23 protein-coding genes are annotated in these 22,474 nt (G+C 61.4%); 22 read left to right on the forward strand and 1 reads right to left on the reverse strand.

Annotated features, from left to right (window positions below; genetic code table 11):
• The first annotated feature begins 36 nt into the window (after positions 1-36).
• From NQV17_RS34540 to NQV17_RS34565, 6 genes are all read left to right on the forward strand, one after another.
• Positions 37-963, forward strand: coding sequence for a DUF692 domain-containing protein (locus tag NQV17_RS34540; RefSeq protein WP_257775669.1), 927 nt, complete (start codon positions 37-39; stop codon positions 961-963).
• Positions 960-1,820: a hypothetical protein gene (locus tag NQV17_RS34545; protein WP_257775670.1), complete on the forward strand. Its 861-nt coding sequence runs from the start codon at positions 960-962 to the stop codon at positions 1,818-1,820. Before NQV17_RS34540 ends, NQV17_RS34545 begins: the two co-directional genes overlap by 4 nt.
• Entirely contained in the window at positions 1,817-4,324 is a 2,508-nt protein-coding gene (locus NQV17_RS34550; protein ID WP_257775671.1) for a lantibiotic dehydratase family protein, read from the forward strand. The genes NQV17_RS34545 and NQV17_RS34550 overlap by 4 nt, the downstream gene beginning before the upstream one ends.
• Positions 4,287-5,621, forward strand: coding sequence for an MFS transporter (locus tag NQV17_RS34555; protein ID WP_257775672.1), 1,335 nt, complete (start codon positions 4,287-4,289; stop codon positions 5,619-5,621). Before NQV17_RS34550 ends, NQV17_RS34555 begins: the two co-directional genes overlap by 38 nt.
• A gap of 186 nt (positions 5,622-5,807) precedes the next feature.
• Positions 5,808-6,770: a fatty acid desaturase gene (locus tag NQV17_RS34560; protein ID WP_257775673.1), complete on the forward strand. Its 963-nt coding sequence runs from the start codon at positions 5,808-5,810 to the stop codon at positions 6,768-6,770.
• The gene (locus NQV17_RS34565; RefSeq protein WP_257775674.1) at positions 6,767-8,014 is read left to right on the forward strand and encodes a hypothetical protein; all 1,248 of its coding nucleotides are present in this window, start codon (positions 6,767-6,769) and stop codon (positions 8,012-8,014) included. The genes NQV17_RS34560 and NQV17_RS34565 overlap by 4 nt, the downstream gene beginning before the upstream one ends.
• A gap of 28 nt (positions 8,015-8,042) precedes the next feature.
• Here the strand turns inward: NQV17_RS34565 and argP are convergent, their stop codons facing one another.
• Complete coding sequence (gene argP / locus NQV17_RS34570) at positions 8,043-8,993, reverse strand: HTH-type transcriptional regulator ArgP (protein WP_257775675.1); 951 nt, start codon at positions 8,991-8,993, stop codon at positions 8,043-8,045.
• 196 nt (positions 8,994-9,189) lie between these two features.
• On the opposite strand from argP, the gene NQV17_RS34575 reads away from it, so the two are divergent.
• The 16 genes from NQV17_RS34575 to NQV17_RS34645 form a co-directional block, all read left to right on the forward strand.
• Positions 9,190-10,113, forward strand: a complete 924-nt coding sequence (locus NQV17_RS34575; RefSeq protein WP_257775676.1) for a helix-turn-helix domain-containing protein — start codon at positions 9,190-9,192, stop codon at positions 10,111-10,113.
• 165 nt (positions 10,114-10,278) lie between these two features.
• A complete protein-coding gene (locus tag NQV17_RS34580; RefSeq protein WP_257775677.1) occupies positions 10,279-11,049 on the forward strand; it encodes a Phenylacetic acid catabolic protein in 771 nt (256 codons plus the stop codon).
• 7 nt (positions 11,050-11,056) lie between these two features.
• The gene (locus tag NQV17_RS34585; RefSeq protein ID WP_257775678.1) at positions 11,057-12,208 is read left to right on the forward strand and encodes a radical SAM protein; all 1,152 of its coding nucleotides are present in this window, start codon (positions 11,057-11,059) and stop codon (positions 12,206-12,208) included.
• Positions 12,209-12,291: 83 nt separating this feature from the next.
• Positions 12,292-12,738, forward strand: a complete 447-nt coding sequence (locus NQV17_RS34590; protein ID WP_257775679.1) for a PaaI family thioesterase — start codon at positions 12,292-12,294, stop codon at positions 12,736-12,738.
• Entirely contained in the window at positions 12,735-14,414 is a 1,680-nt protein-coding gene (locus NQV17_RS34595; protein ID WP_257775680.1) for a long-chain fatty acid--CoA ligase, read from the forward strand. The genes NQV17_RS34590 and NQV17_RS34595 overlap by 4 nt, the downstream gene beginning before the upstream one ends.
• A 27-nt stretch (positions 14,415-14,441) precedes the next feature.
• The gene (locus NQV17_RS34600) at positions 14,442-15,293 is read left to right on the forward strand and encodes a cupin domain-containing protein (protein WP_257775681.1); all 852 of its coding nucleotides are present in this window, start codon (positions 14,442-14,444) and stop codon (positions 15,291-15,293) included.
• Positions 15,290-16,069 carry a class I SAM-dependent methyltransferase gene (locus NQV17_RS34605; RefSeq protein ID WP_257775682.1) on the forward strand — a complete coding sequence of 260 codons (780 nt, stop codon included), beginning with the start codon at positions 15,290-15,292 and terminating at the stop codon, positions 16,067-16,069. Before NQV17_RS34600 ends, NQV17_RS34605 begins: the two co-directional genes overlap by 4 nt.
• 102 nt (positions 16,070-16,171) lie before the next feature.
• Positions 16,172-17,347: a fatty acid desaturase gene (locus NQV17_RS34610; protein ID WP_257775683.1), complete on the forward strand. Its 1,176-nt coding sequence runs from the start codon at positions 16,172-16,174 to the stop codon at positions 17,345-17,347.
• Between the two features lie 26 nt (positions 17,348-17,373).
• The gene (locus NQV17_RS34615) at positions 17,374-17,817 is read left to right on the forward strand and encodes a DUF2000 domain-containing protein (protein WP_257775684.1); all 444 of its coding nucleotides are present in this window, start codon (positions 17,374-17,376) and stop codon (positions 17,815-17,817) included.
• Between the two features lie 4 nt (positions 17,818-17,821).
• Complete coding sequence (locus NQV17_RS34620) at positions 17,822-18,514, forward strand: AzlC family ABC transporter permease (RefSeq protein WP_257775685.1); 693 nt, start codon at positions 17,822-17,824, stop codon at positions 18,512-18,514.
• Positions 18,514-18,834 (forward strand): AzlD domain-containing protein, encoded by a 321-nt coding sequence (locus tag NQV17_RS34625; RefSeq protein WP_257775686.1) that lies wholly within the window; start codon positions 18,514-18,516, stop codon positions 18,832-18,834. The genes NQV17_RS34620 and NQV17_RS34625 overlap by 1 nt, the downstream gene beginning before the upstream one ends.
• 712 nt (positions 18,835-19,546) lie before the next feature.
• Positions 19,547-19,789, forward strand: coding sequence for a hypothetical protein (locus NQV17_RS34630; protein ID WP_257775687.1), 243 nt, complete (start codon positions 19,547-19,549; stop codon positions 19,787-19,789).
• A gap of 217 nt (positions 19,790-20,006) precedes the next feature.
• Positions 20,007-20,177 (forward strand): helix-turn-helix domain-containing protein, encoded by a 171-nt coding sequence (locus NQV17_RS38210; RefSeq protein ID WP_374692795.1) that lies wholly within the window; start codon positions 20,007-20,009, stop codon positions 20,175-20,177.
• Positions 20,178-20,198: 21 nt separating this feature from the next.
• The gene (locus NQV17_RS38215) at positions 20,199-20,420 is read left to right on the forward strand and encodes a hypothetical protein (RefSeq protein WP_374692794.1); all 222 of its coding nucleotides are present in this window, start codon (positions 20,199-20,201) and stop codon (positions 20,418-20,420) included.
• Positions 20,421-20,615: 195 nt separating this feature from the next.
• Positions 20,616-22,106, forward strand: coding sequence for an L-asparagine permease (ansP, locus tag NQV17_RS34640; protein WP_124530291.1), 1,491 nt, complete (start codon positions 20,616-20,618; stop codon positions 22,104-22,106).
• A 68-nt stretch (positions 22,107-22,174) separates the two neighbouring features.
• Positions 22,175-22,474: circularly permuted type 2 ATP-grasp protein (locus tag NQV17_RS34645; RefSeq protein ID WP_257775688.1), on the forward strand; the 300-nt coding region annotated here is incomplete at its 3' end.

Below are 22,474 nucleotides of genomic sequence, written 5' to 3' on the forward strand. Positions count from 1 at the left end.
AGGCCATCGACGAACATGACTCCTCTCGCGACGAAGTTGAGCAAGCCTGATCCAATCGGCGTGGGCATCCAGTACAACCCCGAGATTCTCGACTGGTTTCCGTTCGAGTCGTTGCAGGTCGACTTGTTCGAAATCCTGCTCGATAACGTGATGGGGCCGCTCGACGGCCCGCATCTGATCCGGCCGGGCGCACGCAAGACGCTCGAGCGACTCGCCGCGCGATGGCCGTTGCTCGCCCACTCGAACTACGGTTGCGAGTTCGGTTTCGGCGCGCTCGACGGGTCGCCGGCGGTGCAGCGTCATGTGCCGATCGCACGCGAGCTCGGCAGCCCGTGGGTTGCCGATCATTGCTTTTACGGCGACGACTCCTGGCTCGATATCTGGAGCAGCCCGCTGCAGTTTTCGAGACGCGAACGGCAGCGTTGCGCTGTGCGCGCCGCCGAGCTGCAAGAGTTGTACGGTATGCCGCTAGCTCACGAGAACGCGGCCTACTATCTCGCCTGTCCGGGCTCGGAAATGCGCGAAGCCGAATTTCTCGCCGAGCTTGTCGACGAGGCGGGCACGTTTCTGCATCTGGATCTGCACAACATTTATACGAATTCACTGAACCTGCGGGGCTTCGACGTGGACGACTATCTCGATACGATTCCGCTCAATCGCGTGATTTCCGTTCACCTAGCCGGCGGTAGCTGGCACGGCGGCCTTTATCACGACTGGCACGACTCTCCAATCCCCGAGCCGGTGTGGGAGCTATACGAGGAGTTGCTCGGGCGCGCGTCGCCATGCGCGATCGTGCTCGAATATCAGGGACAGGCTCATCATCCCGATACGCGCGTGCTTGGCGGCAACAGCGACCGCGACATGATCGTCGCTGATCTCGAGCGTGCGCGAGCCATCTGGAATCGCCTTGGTCCGAACGCGTCGCCGGTTCGCGTGCCGGCCGCTCAGGAGGCTGCATCGTGACGACGCTGGACGCACAGGTGGTGTGGCAGGTGTGGCGCAGGATCCTGCGCGAACCCGCATTGCAGCATGCCGTGTTTTCCGCCGATCCCGCCAAGGCGCTCGACGATTCGTTCGGCCTGCACGGTGAGGCACGTGAGGCGGCACTCACTTACGCGATGCGGGCGGACCGCACCCGCTGGTTCGTGACGAACTACCGGTTCCGGCTGGCGAACTCGTTCCTGAACGCGCTGGAGACCGGAGCGCCGCTCACACTGCGCGCGCTGCTCGCACTCGGGTGCGACGTTCATGCTTCCGGAAACGCGTTTCTCGATCGATGCGGCTGGAAGGATTACGGCCCGTACGTTCACGGGTACTGCAAGGATGCGCTGACATTCCTTCGGGAAACGCTTGATAGCGATCGTCTGCGCCGTGTGGCACCGCTGATCGCATTCGAGGAAAGTACAGTGGAGTGGCTGATCGAGCAGAGCCGGCGGCCGCGGGGGGGCGTTCTCGATGCCGCTCGAGATGCGCGCGCCGGGCTGATCGAGCGAACACATCGCGCGCGCTATCACCGCAGCGAGATGCAGCTGTCGGCGTGGTTGCGCGACAAGACGCAGCTCGGCGTGACGTTGCTCGTCGTCGGCGTCGAGCACTATTTCATCTATCTGAAGGATGCGCGCAGCGCCGTGCGGTTTGCTCGCGTGCCTGCCCGTGCAGTGACGCTCTATGATGCCCTCGAGGTGCCTTGCACGCATGCGGAACTGTCGGGCGCGCTCGAACAGCGCGGGGCGGGGCCGCTTACGGAACAAGACCTGCAGTTCCTGTCGATGCTGGAAGCCTGTCATGCAATCCGCGGATCCGGGGCGGTACCGTCATGAAATGGTCGTTGTTCTTCTGGATGAGATCGGCCGGGTTTCCGTTCGATACGCTCGACACGCTTGCCATTGACGCTGGTCTCGATGACGAGATCGATGCGTACCGGCGTCTCGAGCGTGAAATCGGGGAATACGACGCCGAACTGATGGCGCTCGCGCGCGCCGTCGCGACAGAATTCGTCGACCGTCTCGAGCGGCGGCTCGCGACGGCGTCGGCGTTCGACGTCTCGGTGTTGCCCGCCGCGATGCGGGTCGCCGCGGGGCCATTGGCGGACGGCCGGAACGCGTGCATTGCGCGACGTGACGAACGCGAACTCGGTTTGCACCGGACGTATGCTGGAGCGATTCTCGACATTCGACGGAATCTCGTCGTATTCTTTCGGGACGACAGCGCGCGTGAAGCGCTGTATCTGTCGAACCCAGAAGCATTGCTGCGCATCGATGCGCTTGCCGAGCACGATGTCGGGAGCATCGACAGTCGCACGCGGCAACGCCTTCGGCTCGCATGGAATTACATTCAGCGGTTGTGCGCGAAGAACGACACGACGAGCTTTTTCGGGCCGATTGCATGGGGCCGATTCGCGTATAAGTCGACACAGAATCTTGTCGTTCGCCGCGCCGCGGGCTCATGGCTCGCATCACGCAAGACCATGTTCGAGCATTGGGTCGTCGAGCGGTTGGCAGAAGCGATCGCCGCCGATACGGATCTTGCCGACGGCGTGCCGCTGATGCTGAATCCGGGATGCGATCTGCGCGGCACCCGCTTGCATGTGCCGGTGGGAAAGTCGGTCGAACTGGGCACACTGGCGCGGAAACTGATCAGCGCCGTCGCCGATACGCAGTCGCCGCTTTCGGCACGCCGACTACTCGCGCAGTTGGCCGAAGCGGGATTCCCGCACGACAAAGCGCGCAGTTGCCTCGAAGCCATGTTGACGAAGCGCGTCATTGCCAGGCGATTCGATATTGGGCCCGGTTGCGGGATGCCGATTCCGCGCCTTCACGAGGCTGTCACGGCGCTCGATGCGCCCGCTGTAGCGAAAGAAAAATGGCTCGATGTCTGTGCGCGCCTTGAAGTATTGCGCGCCCGGTTCGAAACGGGTGATCTCTTGGCGCGTCAGGCCGCACTCGAGCAGATCGATACGCAACTCGCCGATGCCGGTGTCGATCGTTCACGAGAACATGGGCGGATGTACGTCGGGCGATTTCCGGTTTACGAAGACTGCGCGCGCAACCTTCGGATCGAAATCGGAGGCATGCTCGCGCGCGACGTACAGCGCGAGCTTGACGCACCGCTGCGCCTTTACACATGGCTCGTCGATGCACTGGCCGTTCGTTTGCATGACCGGTATCTGAAGTACTGGCACGCACTGTCGTCGAATGGCGAGCCGGTCGATTTCCTCGCGTTCATCTCGTCGGCGATGGGGGGCGATGCGGGTGAAGCAGTATGCGAATCGATCCGCGCGATTCTGCGCGACGCCTGGGCTGGACTCAGCGGGAGACACGCAGGCGTGGACGAGATTTGCCTGAGCGACGCGGACTGGTCCTGGCTGTTCAGGGTGCTCGACGCGGCGGAGCCGCGCGCAGGCGTTGTAGAGGATTCGACGAGGCGAGTCCATTCGCCCGACTTCATGATTGCGGCGGCGAGTGTCGATGCGGTGGCGCGCGGAGAATACTCGATCGTCGTCGGCGAGGTTCATCCAGGTGTCCATACGGTATCGCAACCCGTCGCGCAACCGTTCTGCCCGTTTGCGGATGCGGTTCGGGACGAGGTCCAGGCGCTTCTCGCGCCGGCGACGCTAGTCGCGGCTGATTCGCCGCGTACTTATCAACGTTCGCACATCGACTGGCTGGATGTGCCTGCTTTGCACCAGCTCGAGCTTCCCGGCGGTGGCGCGCGCGTCGACCACGGCAGACGTGTGCGCGCTGGCGCGGTAGCGGTCGTGTTGTGCGATGGCGTGCTCGTTTGCCGCGATCGCGCGAGCGGTATCGAGGCGAACTTGCTGACGGTGATGCCGACCAGTCTTCAGCGCTTCGGTTTCGCGCTGGCGGGCGAAGCGATCGGGCAATGCGAATCGCGACGCATCAAGTGCGGTCGCGTGCTGATCAAGCGCCGTACCTGGGAGATCGACGGTGACTTTCCGGTCGGATCGGACAATCCGTTCGAGAAAGCCGGCGACTACCTGGCATGGCGCGGTTGGGCGCGGGCAACCGGTTTGCCGAGATACGTGTTCATGAAGTGCGCGAGCGAGCCGAAACCCGTATTCGTCGATTTTCGCAATCCGTTCGCGATCGATCTTCTCGCGCGATGGGCGCGGAAGGGGGAGCCGATTGCGTTTTCGGAGATGCGCCCCGCGGGTGACGAACTCTGGCTTGCCGACGAGCGTGGTCGTTATTGCAGTGAATTTCGCACGTCATGCATCGACACAAGCGCCCATGAAGCGGGCGATACGTTCGGCGAAACGGAAAAGCATGCGCATCCGCTTGCAGATGCACCCGCGTTGTTATGAGTTTGACCAGGGAGGCAGCGTCATGGGAAATATGCAGGGAACCTCGTCCGGTGTTGTGCCGAAACCGGACAGGGCGGTCGCCTCGATCGTCGTCTGTGTGCTGTTGCCGTTTGCGTTCGCGCATTTTCTCTCGTATCTGTACCGCAACGTCAATGCGATCGTCTATCCGGTTCTGGCTCGCGACCTGGGCTTCGATGCCAGCGCGCTCGGCTGGCTGACGAGTGCCTACCTGCTCGCGTTCGCGATCGCGCAACTTCCTATTGGCGTAATGCTCGACCGCTATGGATGCCGTCGCGGACAGGCGCCGCTGCTGCTTGTTGCGGCAGCCGGCGCGCTGCTTTTCGCACACGCGCAATCGCTGACGGAGCTGACGGTAGGCAGGGCGCTGATCGGCTTCGGCGTGGCCGGTTCTCTGATGGCGGCGATCAAGGCAAGCTCGCAATGGCTGCCGCCCGCGCGACTGTCGCTGGCGACCGCAATGCTGCTTGCCGTGGGCGGTCTCGGCGCAATGGCGTCGACGACACCGATGCACACTGTGTTGCATTTCGTCGACTGGCGGACGGCATTCGCGATGCTGGCGGTCGGTACAGTCGCCGCGAGCGTGCTGATTTTCGTCGTTGTGCCGGAACGTTCGTCGACGTCATCCATGGCACGCATGAGCGACATGTGGCGCGACGTCGGACAGTTGTTCCGGAGCTGGCCGTTCTGGAGGCTGTCCCTCTATTCCGTGTGGGCGCACGCCACGTATATGGCGATGCAGGGTCTGTGGATGGGGGCCTGGCTGACCGACGTCGGTCGCCTGGACGGCCGCGAGTCGGCCGCGGTACTGATGGCGGGCACCGCGATGATGGTCGCGGGTTCGCTCGTCTTCGGGTGGCTGACCGATTATCTGAATCGTTTCGGCGTCAGGCCGCTGTCGATATGCGGCGGCGGCATCGTCCTGTTCATCGCATCGCAGGTGCTGATGATAGTTGGCGGCGGGGCAGCACCGCTGCTCGTTGCCTGCGCGTTTACATTCTTCGGCACGGCGACCACGATGAACTACGCGATCATCGCTCAAAGCGTGCCGCCACAGCTGACGGGCCGCGTGAGCACGTCGTTCAACCTGATCGTGTTCCTGCTCGCGTTCGCGGTACAGGCCGGCCTCGGTGCCATGATTGCCCATTGGCCGCGGCAGGCGGGCGCCTATCCCGTGGTTGCCTACCAATGGGCATTCGGCATCAATCTCGCGCTGCAATGCCCGGGTTTGCTGCTGTGGCTGACATTCAAGCCATGGAGACGTGAAACGAGCGCGTAAGACCAGCGCTGCAGCGGCTCTCGCATCGGGATTGCAGCCTCCGTTAGAGCGGCTATCGTCCGACGAAAAATTCTAAATCGTATCGATATTCGAAACGTCGTCCATAAAATCGGGGGGTCTCGTCGTTGCCCGGGTGACCACGGCACAATTCGACATGCGATTCGGTTTCTGATCTGCGGTGATCCAATGAACGCCATAACGAATAGCACGGATGCCGTGGTAACCGACGCATCCATTGTCCACCGAGAGCTGGACGGAGCGGGACGTCGCGGGGGCGGGCTGCGGAATATCGATCCGGCGCGCCCAGTGCTCGATGTCGCATTCGACTGGGCTTTGGTCTTCGTCGCTGCCGCATGCGGGTATCGTTACGGCACGGTCGCGACGATTGCCGCACTGTTCGTCATTGGTAATCGGCAGCGCGCGCTCGGCAACTTGCTGCATGATGCAGGGCACCGGAATCTGTACCGCGACCGCAGGCTTGGCGACACTTTCGCAAAATTGCTGATTGCACCAGCGCTTCTGGTGGATCTCGAGCGCTATCGCGCAACCCATGCGCGTCATCACGCGATGCTCGGCGCGCCGGAACACGATCCGGACTACATCGCGCCTCGATCCACGCGTGTTGGCTGGTGGGAAACCTATCTTGGCCTGCTGTTCTCGCGGAATGCGTGGATCTCCGCGGTGGCGGGGCATTGTGTCGATCCGCAGGTTGGCGCGACGCGGCGTATGCGGCTCGTCGCGTGGTGGATCGCGTTGGGTGCGCTGTTGACGTCCGTCGCCGGCCACGAATTCGCCGCCTTCGTTCTGGTGTTGTGGTATTTGGCGAAAGCGACGACCTTCCATACGATCACGACGCTGCGCGAGATGTGCGATCACTATGGGCTGGCGCCTGGTGGAATCTATTCGTTTACGCGCGACACGACCGTTGCGCGGTATCGGCGGTGGATCATTCACCCGCACAACAACGGCTTTCACCTGACGCACCATTTGCTGCCGTCGGTTCCGTACTATCGGCTGGCCGCTGCGCAGAATGTGCTGTCGGGCCTGCCTAGCTATCGCGCCCGTGGCATGACGTGTACCGCATACTTTTTCGGGGACGACGCCGTGGTGCGCAAATGCCACCGGCCGGTCGACATGGCGGCGCAATGAGCGACGTGCGCATCGGGATGTTGGAGGTGGCCGCGCTCCTCGTGTCGGCGAGCTGCGGCGTCGGCTTCCTGTTCGGTTCGGGCGAGCTCGCGATGTCGCACGGCATGGCGGGAGCGCTGTATCCGTGGTTGACGGGTATCGGCATGCTTCTGCTTGCCGCAGTCGCGGGTCGTGTCTGGCAAATCGGCGTGCCGATCTGGGAATTGTTCGGGCGCTGGTACGGCCCGGCCGTGAACCGTTGCGTCGCGGGCATGTCGGTGATCTGGATGACAGGTGTGCTCGCGGCACAGATTCGAGGCGCCAGTACGTCACTGACGCTTGCTGGTACCCCCCGACACCTGGCGATGCCGATCGTCATGGCGGCGATCGGCATCGCCGCGCATCTGCGTCTCGGGCTTGCCTCGAAAGTGTTTTCGATATGCCTGTTCGCGAGCAGCATCATGCTCGTCTGTGCCGTCGTCAGTCTTGGCGGCACGGAAGTCTATCTGCATGCAGTTCCTCGCTTCGTCAGCGATGTGCAGGTCGTCAGCGGGCCCGAGCTCATGGCGATGACCATTTCGATCGTCTTTCTCGTCGTCACGGGCGCCGACTACCAGCAGTTCGTGATCTCCGCGAAGCGGCGCCGCGATGCGGTGGCGGGCTGCGCGCTTGCCGCATTCGTCTTGATCGTCGTCGGTGCGTTACCGGCGGCGGCCGTGATCGCTGCGCGCGATGCGGGCGTGCTGACGCATCAGACTGCCGCCTCGGAGGCGATTCCTTTCGTGCTGTCGCACGTATCAAGCAAAGCCGGCCGTGGAGCCGGCGCGGCGATGCTGGTCGCGCTGCTGGCGGCGGCGCTCGGCTCCGGTGCCGCCGTCGTGCGGGCCATGACGGGCGCGGTGCTGGCATTCACCCGCGCTCCCGAGCGCCAGGCGGGTGCGATGGCGACCCTTGCTGTCGTCGTGCTGGGAGCGCTCGTCGCGGACCGTGGGCAAAGCATCATCAGCACAATGATCGACCTCAATATCGTTTACATCGCGAGCATTGCGCCTCTGTTCGGCCTGTTGCTCCTGCGAATCGACGTGCCGGCCGCCGTTGCGCAGCGTGCAACGCTCGCCGGTTCCTCGACCTCAGGTGCACTTTACCTGACCAAATGGTCGGGCCTCGTCCAGGGGCAAGTCGAGCTCGCGTTTCTTGCGACGGGTGTACTCGCGTCGGCCGCCGTACTCGTCGCGCACTGGTACAAGCTTCCGCGTACGACTTAGGCAGTTCCGTTGGCACTCGGCCCGTTATCTATGCCGATTCGTTTGGCACGGCGCTCACGACAGGCGGCGAAGCAGGCGGCTGCGGCGTGCTCGCGAGCGCCGTGCGCGCGAAGGCGACGACACGCTCGGTGAACTGTCGGGCGAGCGGCGGCTCCTGATCCCAGTGATGCCAGTAGAGTGGAACGGATAGGCCACGGTGCGGGGCAAGGTCCACCAGCTGTTCCTGGATGGGGGGCGATTGTATCTGGACGAGCGGGACCAGACCGTAGCCGCTCCCTTGCGCGATCGCGCCCAGCAATGCGACGGGCGACGGAAAGTAATGGCGGACATATTGCTTCAGCTGCACGCCGAACAGCATGCCGAGGAACTCGTCATGCAGCGAGTCCTTGCGGTTGAACAGCACCGCCGGCGCGGTCGGGACCTCGCGCAGCGTCAAACCGTGTGGGAAATGCCGGCCGGCGAACGCGTGCGTGGCGACACAGCGATATTCCATCATGCCGAGCGGGGTTGCCCGGAAGCCCTGCGCCGGGGTCGGCTCCGTACACACACAGCCCGTGACTTCCCCTCGCAGCAGCATGGGCCGAGTGTGATCCTGGTCGTCCACGACGATTTCGAGCGCGATCGGAAGTTCGGAGAGAAGCGTGGTGGCGCAGTCTGCGAACCAGGTGGCCAGCGAGTCGGCATTGATACCAACTGTCACGGGTGTGCGCTCCTGCACCGAAAGTCCCCCGTTCAGCCGTGCGTGGACGTCGTGCTCGAGCAGGCGCAGCGCCCTTACGTGACGCAGCATGACTTCTCCGGCCGGCGTTGGCAGGACCGGACGGTCGCGGACCAGCAGGACCGTGGACAGAGTCTCCTCAAGTGCCTTGATGCGCTGCGATACGGCGCCGCGGGTGAGATGAAGCGCACTGGCCGCCTGCTCGAAGCTCCGATGCTCTACAACGGCTGCAAAAGCTTCCAGTTGATTTCGATCGAACATCACATACCCCCGTTAGCGCCATTCACGTCTGAGAAAAATAATTGAATAATAGTGAAATGGATATACGAATTGATAATATCACTGATAAGTCCCCGCGCCGGCGAGACCCGCTCGGTGCGCATGTAATCGGGCTTATGTCCGACTGATTAATCCCCGGTAATTGCGAATACGGAATTCCGGTAAGGAGAGTGGCACCATGAAGCACGCACGCCTCGATTTCAGAAATCCGGAAAGCCGACGATCGATGCTCGGGGACGGTTCGGTACTAACGAGCGACGGCCTCGGTTGGGACTCGATTTATTTCGAGCACCGGTGCGCCGACGCGTTCGAGACCGGCGAACACGTCATCGACGATCACTATCTGATGGTGAAGCTCAATCCATTGTCGAAAGCCGAACGATGGATCGGCGGGAAATTGCATCAGGAAACTCAGCGACGAGGCTCGGCCGTCTACGTTCCGAATGGCTCCCCCCATCGCGTGCGTTATACGAGCGCGTTGGGGAGTCTCAATCTGATGGCGTTGCGGCCCACGTTCGTCGCGGAAGTTGCATATGAACTCGGGGTGACGAGTTTCGAAGCGTTCCCGCAGTTCGCCGAGACGGAGCAACGCCTGATACTCGAAGCATCGGAGATGCTCCACGCCGAGATCGTCGATGGCAATCCGCACGGCAGTCTGTTTGCCGATATCTATGGCCGGATGATTGCGGCTCACGTTGTCAGCCGTTTTCGCCGGCCCAAGGCGGTAACGAGGCAAGCGTCGTCAGCGCTCGGGCAGAGCAGACTGAAACGGCTCGACGCCTATATCGACGCCAATCTGTCGCAACCGATGGGCCTGGCGGAGCTGTCTGCGCAGCTGGGGCTCAGCGAGTACTATTTTTGCCGCAAGTTCAAGGAGGCGACAGGCATATCGCCCTATCAGTACGTGTTGAAGAAGCGCATCGAGTTCGCATGCGCGTGTTTGCGCCAGGACAACATGTCGATTCAGGATATTGCATTTGCCAGCGGCTTTGGCGATCCGGTCCAGTTCTCGAAGCAATTCAGGCGTCTGCAGGGAATTCAGCCGAGCGTCTATCGTGCACGTCACGCCGCATCCGCGCGCAGCATGGTCAGCGTCGGGTGATGTGAATCGCGATTGGAAAAATCTAACGCAGGAATCAACCAGCCGTGCAATTTTCGCCGTGGTAGCGGTATAGGCGACGAGTACGATGATTCTGTCCGGCACACGGCTCAAACGTGCGTCGGTTGATGTTCCCGTTCCTCGTACCAACGTCGATACCTATCATCCATGGATACAGCGCAAAAGATCGAGCCGCTGCTCGGCAAGCATGAAATAAGGACTCCGGAAGATTTTAGAAACATGCCGGATGAGTATCGGCAACTGGCCACGCACTTGATGCTGGTTCATACGGAGGGTGAACTGACAGGGGCTGACGACTACACGCAAGTTTTTTACAACATCGCGCCAAACGCATTCGAGAAATTTGTCTGTTGCGAGCGGGCTTCCGAGGAGGTTCAGCACTATCAGCTCAGCGCCGCTGTACTGAGCGATATCGGTGTCGATACGAACGGCATGCTCGAACAGCATTTCCAGGCGCGTCCGTACTATGCGAACGAACTGGTGCGCGGTGTCAAGACCTGGATGGAGCGCGGCATTTTCTCGTTCCTGGGCGAGGCCGTCGTGCTCGAACACTTGCTCGAGTTCCAGGATTCCAGCTATCAGCCGTTCAGCGAAATCTTCGTCAAGCAGATCATCAAGGACGAACACGTCCACGTCGCTCACGGCTACCGTATTGTGCGCGACGCATGCGCGACCGCCGGGGGGCGCAGGGAAGCACAGGCCGCTGTCGATCGATTGTGGCCGCACGTACTGGCGCTGTTCGGCCATGACGAATCGCGCCGCTCGCGGCTTTATGTGAAGTGGGGGTTGCGCAAGACGACAAACGGAGAATTGCGGAAAAGCTTCGTTCGCAAGACAGTGCCGCGGCTTCAGTCGCTCGGACTGGTCGTACCGGAGATGCAGGCATTGCCTGCCGATATCGCGAACTCGATCAACTGACAATGACATGAACGAATCAAGAAACGTTCACGCGGAGCGCAAGGCCGTCATCGCCGAGCGCCTGCCGGCCCTGCTCGGTTCGGATGCCGACCTTGCGCGCCGGTTTGCCGAAGTCCGCGGATTTTCGGCGCTCGTGCGTGCCTGCGAATACCACTTGACCAACGCCTGCAATATCCGGTGCGAGGGCTGCTGGTTCTTCGAATTCGGTCACGACAAGGTGTCGAAGGAGAGCAAGGACATCGAGTCGTGGCGCGCGTTCGCGAAGAATCAACGCAAGCGGCGCATCAATTGCGCGTTGCTGATCGGCGGCGAGCCGACGCTGTTCCCCGAACGTGTCGAGGCGTTCGTTGATGCGATGCGCTTCGTGTCGATTTCGACGAACGGCCTGGAGTCGTTTCCGAATACGGATCCGTTTCGCAATGTGACGGTGTTCATTTCGTTGTTTGGTGGCGGGCCGCTCGACGACGCGTTGCGTGCGATCAAGCCAGGCGGACGGCGGTTCACCGGGCTGTTTGAGACGGCGCTGAAGAACTATCGGGACGATCCGCGCGCGACGTTCGTGTTTGCGGTGACCGAGGACGGCCTCGCGCATATCGAGCCGACGGTGGAACGCATCCGTGCCAACGGCAATTTCGTAAGCTTCAATTTCTACAGCAAATACAACACCGGTCATCCGCTGCGCATGGAGAACGAGCGGCGCTTGCTGGCCGAAATGCTTCGCGTGAAAAGCCTGTACCCGGACACGGTTCTCAACCATCCGGCGCATATCGAGGCGATGGTCACCGGGCGTGCATGGTGCGGCGAGTTCAGCTATGAGACCTGTCCAAGCATCAGCCAGGACCATCCGGATAATGTCGAGCGCATGCACAACGGCAACCCGACGCTGCCGTTCTTCAATACCTGGAAAGCGGATCTGCAGACGCTCGAGCGATGCTGCACGTCCGGCCATTGCGCGGACTGCCGGGACAGCCAGGCCGTCTACAGCTGGCTTATGGTGAGCCTTGCCCGCTCGCTCGACAGCGTCGATACGTTGCGCACGTGGGTGGAGGTGGCCGAGAGCTATTGGCGTCAGTTTATCTGGTCGCCCTATCGGCAGACCCCGACCTCTGTAGCGACGCAGGCCACTGTCGTGCCGGTTTCCGAAGAGGTATCCGCGTGAACGCCGTTGCTGAATCGCGTGACGTGCTGGCTTTTCCGCTGACGCTAGATGAACGCCGCGTGTGGCGCGATCGGTTGTCGAAGATGGCGATCCTCGAGCATCTGGGCGTCGAACTCGATCTCGACGACAAACACGCGGTTCGTCTCGCGCTCGTGCGCCGCACGCGTGCTCACGATGGCGGGCTCGGCGCCGCGGCGCTGAACGGCGCGATGATCGCGGGAATGATCGATTGTGCGATGTCGGTCGCAGGCATTCTGCATTTTCGCGGAAGGACATGCGGAACGATGCACTTGTCGATCCAGTTTATGAAAGCCGTGCGCGATCCACGCCCGGTTATCGAGTGCCGCGCGATCCGACGCACGCAGTCGCTCGTCTTCGTCGAGGCCTGTCTTGTCGGCCGCGGCGGTCGTTGCGACGTGCTGGCGACCGGAATCGTCGCCGCTGCGCAGAGCGGCGGCGAATCGACGAACTGGCTCGCGCCGGCCGGCATGGTGCAGGATTGCGCGATGGGTGCCGTGGAGCAATCATGATGCTGCATACGATGATGAATGTTCCGCTGACGATCGGCGGTATCCTCGAGCATGCAGCCCGCGTGCACGCGAATGTGGAGATCGTGTCGCGCATGCCCGACCGCGGATGGCACCGATATACGGTGGGCGAATTTGCCGGGCGTGTCGCACGGCTCGCGTCGATGCTATGCGATTGCGGATTGCGGGTCGGCGATCGCGTCGCGACCTTGATGTGGAATCACTACGCGCATCTCGAATCCTATTTCGCGATTCCGGCCGCGGGCGGCGTTACACACACACTCAACCCGCGCATGCCGGCCGACAACCTTGTGTTTGTCGCGAATCATGGCGGTGCGCGTCTTCTGATCGTCGACGAGATCCTGTTGCCGGTTTACGAATCCATTCGCGAGCGAACGCATTTCGAGCAAGTGATCATCGTGCCGTTCGGCACACGCGTATCGACGGCTGAACGGCCCCATGCGTGGCTGGACTATGAAGCGCTGATCGAAGCCGGTCGGACTGGATTTCGCGGTGTGACCGCCGATGAGAATCGTCCGGTGAGCATTTGTTATACGTCGGGTACGTCCGGACAGCCGAAAGGCGTCGTATACAGCCATCGGGCGCTGGTGCTGCATGCGTTCTGCATCGCATTGCCAGACGTGTTCAACCTGTCAATGCGGCAGACACTTGCGCCCGTCGTTCCGATGTTTCACGTCAACGGTTGGTGCCTGCCGTTTGCAGCGCTCCTGACGGGTACCAGGCTTGTGTTGCCCGGACCCCGGCTCGACGCCGATAGTCTTTTCGAATTGCTGGCCGCCGAGCAGGTCACGCTGTCGGCCGGCGTGCCGTCGCTGTGGCATGGATTGATCGAGCGGCTGCAAGGCGACGATTGTGCACGTGCGCGCCTTGCGCCGGACCTGCATCTCGTCGTCGCGGGGGCCGCGTGTCCTGCGGCGATGCTGGCGGCGCTTGATCGCTTGAATATCTCGGCGACACACGCGTGGGGGATGACCGAGATCTCCCCGGTGGGGGCGTTCGGCACACTCAAGCCGCGTCTTTCAGAGGGCGCGAGCGAGCAGGTATTCTCGCGTCGGCTCAAGCAGGGGATGCCGCTGCCATTTGTGGATGTGCGCATCATGACGACCGATGGCGAGGCCGCCTGGGACGGCAGCACGGTCGGCGAGCTGCAGGTTCGGGGCCCATGGGTGGCCGCGCGCTATCACGATTTGCCGGCGAGCGAGTCGTGGACCGAGGATGGCTGGCTTTGTACCGGCGATGCGGCTCATATCGACGACGAAGGCTACGTTCAGATCGTCGATCGCATGAAGGATCTCATCAAGTCCGGCGGAGAATGGATCAGCTCGATCGAACTCGAAAACGCCTTGATGGGGCATCCGGCGGTGAAGGAGGCTGCTGTCGTCGCACGCGTGCATCCGAAATGGCAGGAGCGGCCGGTTGCATACGTGACATTGCGGGACGGCGCAAGCGCGAGTGCGCAGGCGCTGTTCGATTACCTTGCCGTACGATTTACCCGTTGGTGGCTACCGGATGCGATCGAGTTTATCGACGAGATTCCGAAGACCTCGACCGGCAAATTCCAGAAGATGACGCTGCGCGAGCATGACGCGATACGGCGTGCGGCCGTGCTGAGCGGATCATCGATGGCGACAAGAAACGACGGTAACGGCAGCTTTTGACTAGGAAGTGCATTCCCGTATCGATTAATGTTTTTCTCCGACATCAATACGGATCAGTCTGCGAAGCAATATCGGGGCGCGAGCATTGGCGACTCGTTGACAAACCGTTGTTGGAATCAACACGAACCTGAGGGCGATATCATGGACACTGGCACGCACTTGCCCGTGAATGACAGGATGTTGGTGTTTCCGCTGGGCGGGGCCGCCGTGCTTGACTACTCCCAGTTGGAAACACCGACCAAGGTTGTCGTGTCGCCCGGCGGCATGCAGCAATTCGATTCGGATTCCACACACTTTATCGTTGTTCAGTCCGGTGAGCTCGACGTGTCGCACAAGGACAATGCCTATCGACTGCGAAGCGGCCAGTTTGGCTGCTTTCCCGGCGGCGTGTCGCTGGCAGGCGATGCCCAGGCAATCCTTGTCACGAGCCTCGGCTATGAAGGTGCAACGCTGGTAGGTGGTCCCGTTGAACCGCTCGGCCGGCTGAAATATATCGACGGATGCACCAGCAGCGTGCTGCTTGCTCCGCCGGTGCGCGGCGAGCCTTGCCTCAATTTCCTGCACTTGCCGCGCAATACGTCACAAACGTTGCACACCCATCCGACCATACGGGTGGGCGTCATTCTGTCCGGCGACGGGCACTGTGAAACCCGGCATGGACTGATGGAGTTTCGTGCAGGTACGGCTTTCGTGATCCCGCCTGGTGTCGCGCACAGCTTCCAGAGTCAGGGCGAGAGCATGCGCATCGTAATCTATCACCCGGACTCGGACTCCGGTCCCACGCACACGGATCACACGATGCTCAACAGAACATACGTCGACGGCGCGACCGCAAAAACGATGACCAATATTCACACGCGATTCGAGGTTCAATCATGACGCGGAAGATTTTTGAACGTGGCACATCGCAACGCCAGAAGTGGAGTCCTCAGCTCTATGAAAGCAATGCTCGGTTTGTCGGCGATCTCGCCGGTCGCGCGATCGAGTTGCTGAATCCGCTTCCGGGCGAACGCATTCTCGATCTCGGCTGTGGAGACGGGTACCTCACCGAAAAAATCGCCGCGACGGGCGCACGACTGACGGGTGTCGACTACAGCCCGGAGTTGGTAGCGGCCGCGAAGGCGCGTGGTCTTGACGTACACATCGGCAACGGCGAGGAACTGGACTTTAGCGAGCAATTCGATGGCGCGTTCAGCAACGCCGCGATGCACTGGATGCGTCGTGCGGATGCTGTTGTGCGCGGTGTTGCGAAAGCGTTGGTACCCGGAGGGCGTTTCGTCGGCGAGTTTGCCGGCGCGAGGAACGCGTACTACATCCGGCAGGCCGTGCATGAAGCATTGATGGCGCGAGGCCATGATGCGGAAGAGATCGACCCCTGGTATCTACCGGAAGAGCAGGAGTACCGGGGAGTGCTCGAAGCGGGCGGGCTCATCGTCACGCATATCGAACTGTTCGATCGGCCGGTGGTGATCGACTACCCGGTGCGTGACTGGATCAAGACATTTGGTAGTCCATATCTCACTGTATTGGCTGAAGACGAGCGAGAGCCCCTGCTTGACGACGTGACCCGCCAACTGGCGCCGCGTTTGCTGGGCAACGACGGGCGCTGGACTATCGATTACACGCGCCTGCGTTTTCGCGCAGAGAAGCCCTAAAACGTCCTGGTGCCACTTGTGCATGATGTTATCGGTGTGTCCCGGTTTCATTGGGCTGATCCTAGAGTGAATAGCATGTTTGAAAGTGGTACGAGAGAGTCGATGCGCGGTTTGCCGGGTATCGTGCAACCTGTCCTGACCTGGATGACGGGCAAACCCCTCGACGCGGCCGAGCGGCCGTTTGGTGTCCCTCGGACGCTGGACGTAGTTGTGACTTTCGCGTCGAGCGTGGTCGTTTTTGGGGCCCTCGTCGCGCTCGCCTTCCGCGATACCCTGGGGACATGGATCGCTATCGTCGTGGGCTGGCTTGTTCTGGTTGGTTTGCTCCGGAAGATGCAAGTCACCCATCTACATCACGCGATCCACAATCGGCTGTTCGAGCGCCCGTCGCTGAACAAGCTCTATGCGCGGCTTATACCGTCACTGATCTTCGTACAGAACGGGGTGGAGTATCGCAGGGAGCACCTCGAGCATCACAATTCGGATATTTTTACGACCGAACGCGATGCCGATGCCGCTTTTCTGGCAAAGCTCGGCTTCATCCCGGGGCGGGAGAGAGGCGAACTCTGGGTAAATCTCTGGATGACGATCGCGAGCCCCGTGTTCCACATCATGTTTGCGCGTGCGCGCCTCGAATCGGTGTTTCTGCGCAACAGGTTGGTTGAGACGCTTGTAGCGTCGGCAATGCTGGCAGGTCATGCCGCGCTGATCGTATTGGCCGGATGGAAGGCCTATATCATTGCCGTGCTCGTACCCATGTTTTTCATCTATCATGTCAGCGCTTTGCTGCAATTCCTGACTGAACATGCCTGGAATATTGCGGGAGCGCCGGTTGCCGACTGGCATGAATACGCCAGCCGGTGCTGGGGCCGATTTTGCGGAGAGCGGTTTCCGTTACTCGCATCTGGAAGCAATGGGTACGGTCGGTTCGTTCATGTCCTTTGCGTGGCCGGATGGGTGGCAAGGATGCTGGTGTTTCATCTGCCGGTGCGGGTCGCTTGCCTAGTCTCGGATCTCCCCGCGCATGACTGGCATCATCTGGCACATATGGCGGGCCAGAACTCGCGAGACTGGCCACGGAGTCTGTACCTGCGACAAGCGGCAATCGACAGCGGGGATCGGGCCGGCTTTGCGCTGCGCGAGCTGTGGGGCATGCGCGGGATGATCGAGCATCAGTTTTCATGGCTCGAAAGCGTTACCTGTACGTATTCGATCCCGAATGTGCGCGGACTCGATAAGCCGGTGAATTCCGCGATTAACTCAGGAGAGCTAAAATAAAATATCTCGATAATTCCAAAAAAGCGGTGCTGGTCGTCAATTCGGAGTTTCCGGCGCCTACCATTCTCAATGCCGTCGCCCATACCATGCTTGGTCTGGCGGGAACGAACGGCGCCGAATCCTGGAACTTGCTGCCTTATCCAAGCCCAGCATTTGGCGTAGAAAGCCGCATTAGCGAGTACCCCGTCATCGTGCTTCGCGCGAAGCGCTCGAGCCAGCTGGAAAAGCTGGTGGCGCAGCTGAAGCAGGCGGATGTCGTACACAATGTCTTTATCGATTCGATGCTTGGTGCGAGCGCGTCCGAGCAGCAATCGGCGACATTGTCAGCCTCGCCCGGGGAGAACCGCATGGTGTGTGTCGGCCTCTTTGGCGCGGAGGAAACGATTCGTCCGTTGATCAAATCGTTTTCGCTTTACAAGACATCGGATGCGCTGGTGCACGACGCGTCATCCGTCGAGATTGGACAATGACACGATGACAAGCAGGCGAAAACTGATCGTGCGCCTCACGACGCCGGTCGGGATGGGCTACATTCCAACCGGTTTTGCGTTTGGCGTACTCGCGTGTCAGGCGGGACTTTCGCCCGTGCTCGTGATCGCGATGAGCGTGTTCATATTCGCCGGCGCGCTGCAATTCGCCGCGGTTCCGATGCTTGTCGCCGCAAGCGGCTTGAGCACGGTTGCCCTCAGCACGCTGCTGATCAATTTGAGACACATACTCTACGCCATTCCACTGCTGGATCATCTTCCGAAGTCGCTTGTAGGCCGGTGCTATGTCATCGCGGCGCTCACCGATGAAAACTATTCCGTACTGTTGACCGTACCCGAGGCCGACCGACAGTCTTTGTCGACGGCGATTAGCTTGGTCAATCATGGCTACTGGATCGGCGGCACGGTGCTGGGCGTTCTACTCGGCAATCATGTTTCACGGTGGATTCCCAACCTGGATTTTGCGCTGCCAGCGCTCTTCGCCATTCTCGCCATCGAGCAGTATCTGGCTCGACGCAGCTGGGCACCGGCCGCCATCGGTGTCGGAGCGTACTTCGTCGCGAAGGCGATGTTCCCGGACTATGCATTGATTGTTTCATTGGGAATCGGTTTGGTCCTGTTGTTGGCGCGAGCGATTGCATTCCCTCTGGCGATGGGCGGTAACCGGGGGCTGAAATAATGATTGGAACGACTGAAAACTGGCTGGCGGTCGGCATCATGGGCGTGCTGACCATTGCGCTGCGGGCGCTGCCGCTCTTGTTGCACCGTTCAGTGCTTCGCAGCTCATGGATGACGACGCTGAATCGAGACCTTCCGCTATGCGTGATGGTGATTCTCGTCACGCATTCGCTGTCGGGAAGCCATTCGACGGCACCGCTCGGCGCGGAAGTCATTGCGCTCGCGGTCGTGGCGCTCAGCTACCTTCGCTGGCGCAACGCGTTGCTCAGTGTCATAGCGGGATTGGGTGTGCTAGCTCTGCTTACACAGTTCATTCATTAAAGGATGCCGCCTCCTGAGCGCGTGAGTGCATATGCGTGCCTTGCGGAGCCACGCCAACGCTCGGCTGCCGGCCCCGCTCGGCCTGCCGGTTCTTCCCAAGAACGAATTTTCTGGGAAGTCCCGTGCCTTAGGACATCTTTTCCGGGTGCCCACGGGATCCCCGCGTCACATCGCATACGCAGACGACTAGCCTGAATGTCCGCGCGGCCTTGTCTCGGAGACGGTCTACTACTCATTGCTGCAATCGTCACCCGCGGCATCGCGCGATCACGTCATTGGCGTGTCATACGTCGCGGAGCGCGCCGGGGTCGGGCTGGGCATGCCGGCGGTCGGGTTCGCGTTCTCGCCGTTGGAAACAGACGTCACGGCGTGGGTTGTTCTACGGCGGCTCCATCGCACCGGCCGGGCTGGTGTTCCTGGGCGTCAGGATGTGCCTGACACCGGCATGGGGTTTTCAATCGATAGATCGAGCCGGAGTACCCACGATGCGTCGCAGTTCGAGTACGTGATTGACACACGACGAGACTTGCCTTGATTCGTCTCATGAACGCACGTTTCGTCACGACCACCACCACGACCGCCAAGGGCGGGCCGGGGGGGAGGTTGCGCGTAGTAGGCCGGTGCGTCACGCCATCCCCAGGAGCCCCGCCGGAAACGGATGGGGCTTTTTCATGCTCCGTTCGACCGGCGCCGAACGTCGACGGAGAACTTGATGGACGATTTCGATCATCGAGTGCTTGGCAACAGACTCGATCTGATTCACCAGCAGGACGACAGTCCGGGCGCCATTTTCTGGTATCCGCGCGGCATGATCCTCTATCGCGTCCTCTACGAGTACATGCGTGTCCGGATACGGCAAGCCGACTTCGCGGAAGTCAGGATGCCTACGATTGCATCGCGAGAGCTTTGGGATGCGGATTCAACCCGTCGATGCAGCACACTTGAAGCTGCATAGCAGCAAGGAGTGTCGCAATGAAACAGAGACGGCGGATCTACCATCCAGATAGTCGAAAATCACTACTGTAAGGGCGCTGGCGCAAGAGCGAGTCGCTGCAGCAAATCGCACAGTTGTTTGATTGGAGGCATTCCTCCGTACAGCGGATTCTGGCCGAAACGAGCGGCATACAGCCGAAGCAACGGCGCCGCTCAAGATTGGCAAGATCTCGCGCTCAGTGGTTGCTGGTGATTCGATTCGCGCGATTGCGAATCGGCTCGGACGCACTCCGTCCACCATCGGCCGCGAGCTCAAGCGGAACGGAGGTATGCAGGGCTATCGGGCGAACAATGCTGACGAACTTGCCTGGGAGCGAGCCCGTCGCCCCCAAGTCTGCAAGTTCGTCTGAAACCGGGAACTCGCCCAAGTCGTGGCAAGCAAGCTCCGGCTGCAATGGTCGCCCGAGCAGATCTCCGGTTGGCTTAAGCACGTGTACGCGGTCAACAGGGGACTATCAGGCGTCGCACGAAAACAGAAAAATCGAAACGACAATCACGCCCGCGCGATATGCGGCGTCGCACGCGACGAGCCCGCTAACGCACTTTGCGGCGCGATGGCCGAGGCCCGTATGCAGGAATTCGAACAGGCCTAGTCCAAATTCGCATTCTGTTTGTGATGGGAATTACGGCTGAATAAGTTCGCGACATACCGCGCTTTTCGCCAAGATCGGTGAATCGCAATCAGGATGGGTGCGCTTGATTCCGCACCCTGATCCTCCGGTACCGGTGGTCCCGATCGTCTCGCGATCGGGATGAATCCAATTACATCCGTGCACGAGGATACCGTCATGGCATCGATTCCCGAACCGTCGACAACCGGCGAAACCGACAAACGCAGCTGGCTCGAATCGCACGAAGCCGGCTACCACAAGACCCTCGGCAATCGACAGGTGCAGATGATCGCGATCGGCGGGGCGATCGGCACCGGTCTGTTCCTCGGCGCGGGCGGCCGTCTGCAGGCCGCCGGGCCGTCGCTCGCGATCGTCTATCTGGTGTGCGGCGCGTTCTCGTTCCTGATCCTGCGCGCGCTCGGCGAACTCGTGATGCATCGCCCCAGCAGCGGCAGCTTCGTGTCGTACGCGCGCGAATTCCTCGGCGAGAAGGCTTCGTTCGTCGCGGGCTGGATGTACTTCCTGAACTGGGCGATGACCGGCATCGTCGACATCACCGCCGTCGCGCTGTACATGCATTACTGGGCGCCGTTCGCGGCCGTGCCGCAGTGGATCTTCGCGCTCGTCGCGCTCTGCATCGTCGCGACGATGAACCTGATCGGCGTGAAGTGGTTCGCCGAGATGGAGTTCTGGTTCGCGCTGATCAAGGTCGCCGCGATCGTGCTGTTTCTCATCATCGGCTCGGTGATCCTCGGCACGGGCGTGCAGGTCGCCGGCCGTGACACCGGCATGCATCTGATCACCGACAACGGCGGCTTCTTTCCGCACGGACTGATGCCGGCGCTGGTGCTGGTGCAGGGCGTGGTGTTCGCGTTCGCGGGCGTCGAACTGGTCGGCACGGCCGCCGGCGAATGCAAGGACGCGCGCAAGGTGCTGCCGCGCGCGATCAACAACGTGATCTGGCGCATCGCGATCTTCTACGTCGCGTCGGTGGTGCTGCTGGTCTGCCTGCTGCCGTGGAGCGCATACAAGGCGGGCCAGAGCCCGTTCGTCACGTTCTTCGGCGCGCTCGGCGTGCCGGGCATCGGCTCGGTGATGAACCTGGTGGTGCTGACGGCGGCGCTGTCGAGCCTCAACTCGGGCCTGTATTCGACCGGGCGCGTATTGCGTTCGCTGTCGATGGGCGGCTCGGCCCCGGCGTTCCTCGGCCGAATGAGCGCGCAATCCGTGCCGTACGCGGGCATTCTGGTGACGGTCGCGATCTACGTGGTCGGCGTGCTGCTCAACTATCTCGTGCCGTCGAGCGTGTTCGAGATCGTGCTGAACATCGCGTCGCTCGGCATCATCAGCACGTGGGGCTTCATCGTCGTGTGCCAGATGAAGTTCCGCGCGGCGGTCAGGCGCGGCGAGGTGGAGGACGTGCCGTTCAGGATGCCGGGCGCGCCCGTCACATCGTGGCTCACGCTGCTGTTCCTGCTCGGCGTACTGGTGCTGATGGCGTTCGACTACCCGAACGGGACGTGGACGATCGCGTCGATCCCGCTGGTCGCACTGCTGCTCGTGGCCGGCTGGAAGTGGTTGAGCAGTCGCGCGCGTCGTGGGCTGCTCAAGCCGACGATTCCGTCGGTCACGCTGACACGGCAAGTGCTCGAGAAGGGCGACAACTGAGTCGACGCGCAATCGGGGGACGGCCTGCGGCCCGAAGCAGGCCGCCTCGCAGAAAAAGAGAAAATTCAATGGCACCGTTTGACGAAATGCTTGCAGGCGATCAGGTTCGCCCGCCCTACTCGCGAGTCAAGGCATGGCTCGACACGCAGAACCCTGCAAGCCTCGCCCAGAAGGCCCACGATGCGGAAGGCGTGTTCCGCAGGACGGGCATCACGTTCGCCGTGTACGGCGACGCGCAGGCCGCCGAGCGCCTGATTCCGTTCGACATCGTGCCGCGGATCATCTCGGGCGCGGAATGGAGCCGGCTGTCGCTCGGCATCGAGCAGCGCGTGATGGCGCTCAACGCGTTTCTCGACGATATCTACCAC

Origin of the sequence: Burkholderia sp. SCN-KJ, assembly GCF_024656005.1 — a bacterium.
Classification (GTDB): domain Bacteria; phylum Pseudomonadota; class Gammaproteobacteria; order Burkholderiales; family Burkholderiaceae; genus Burkholderia.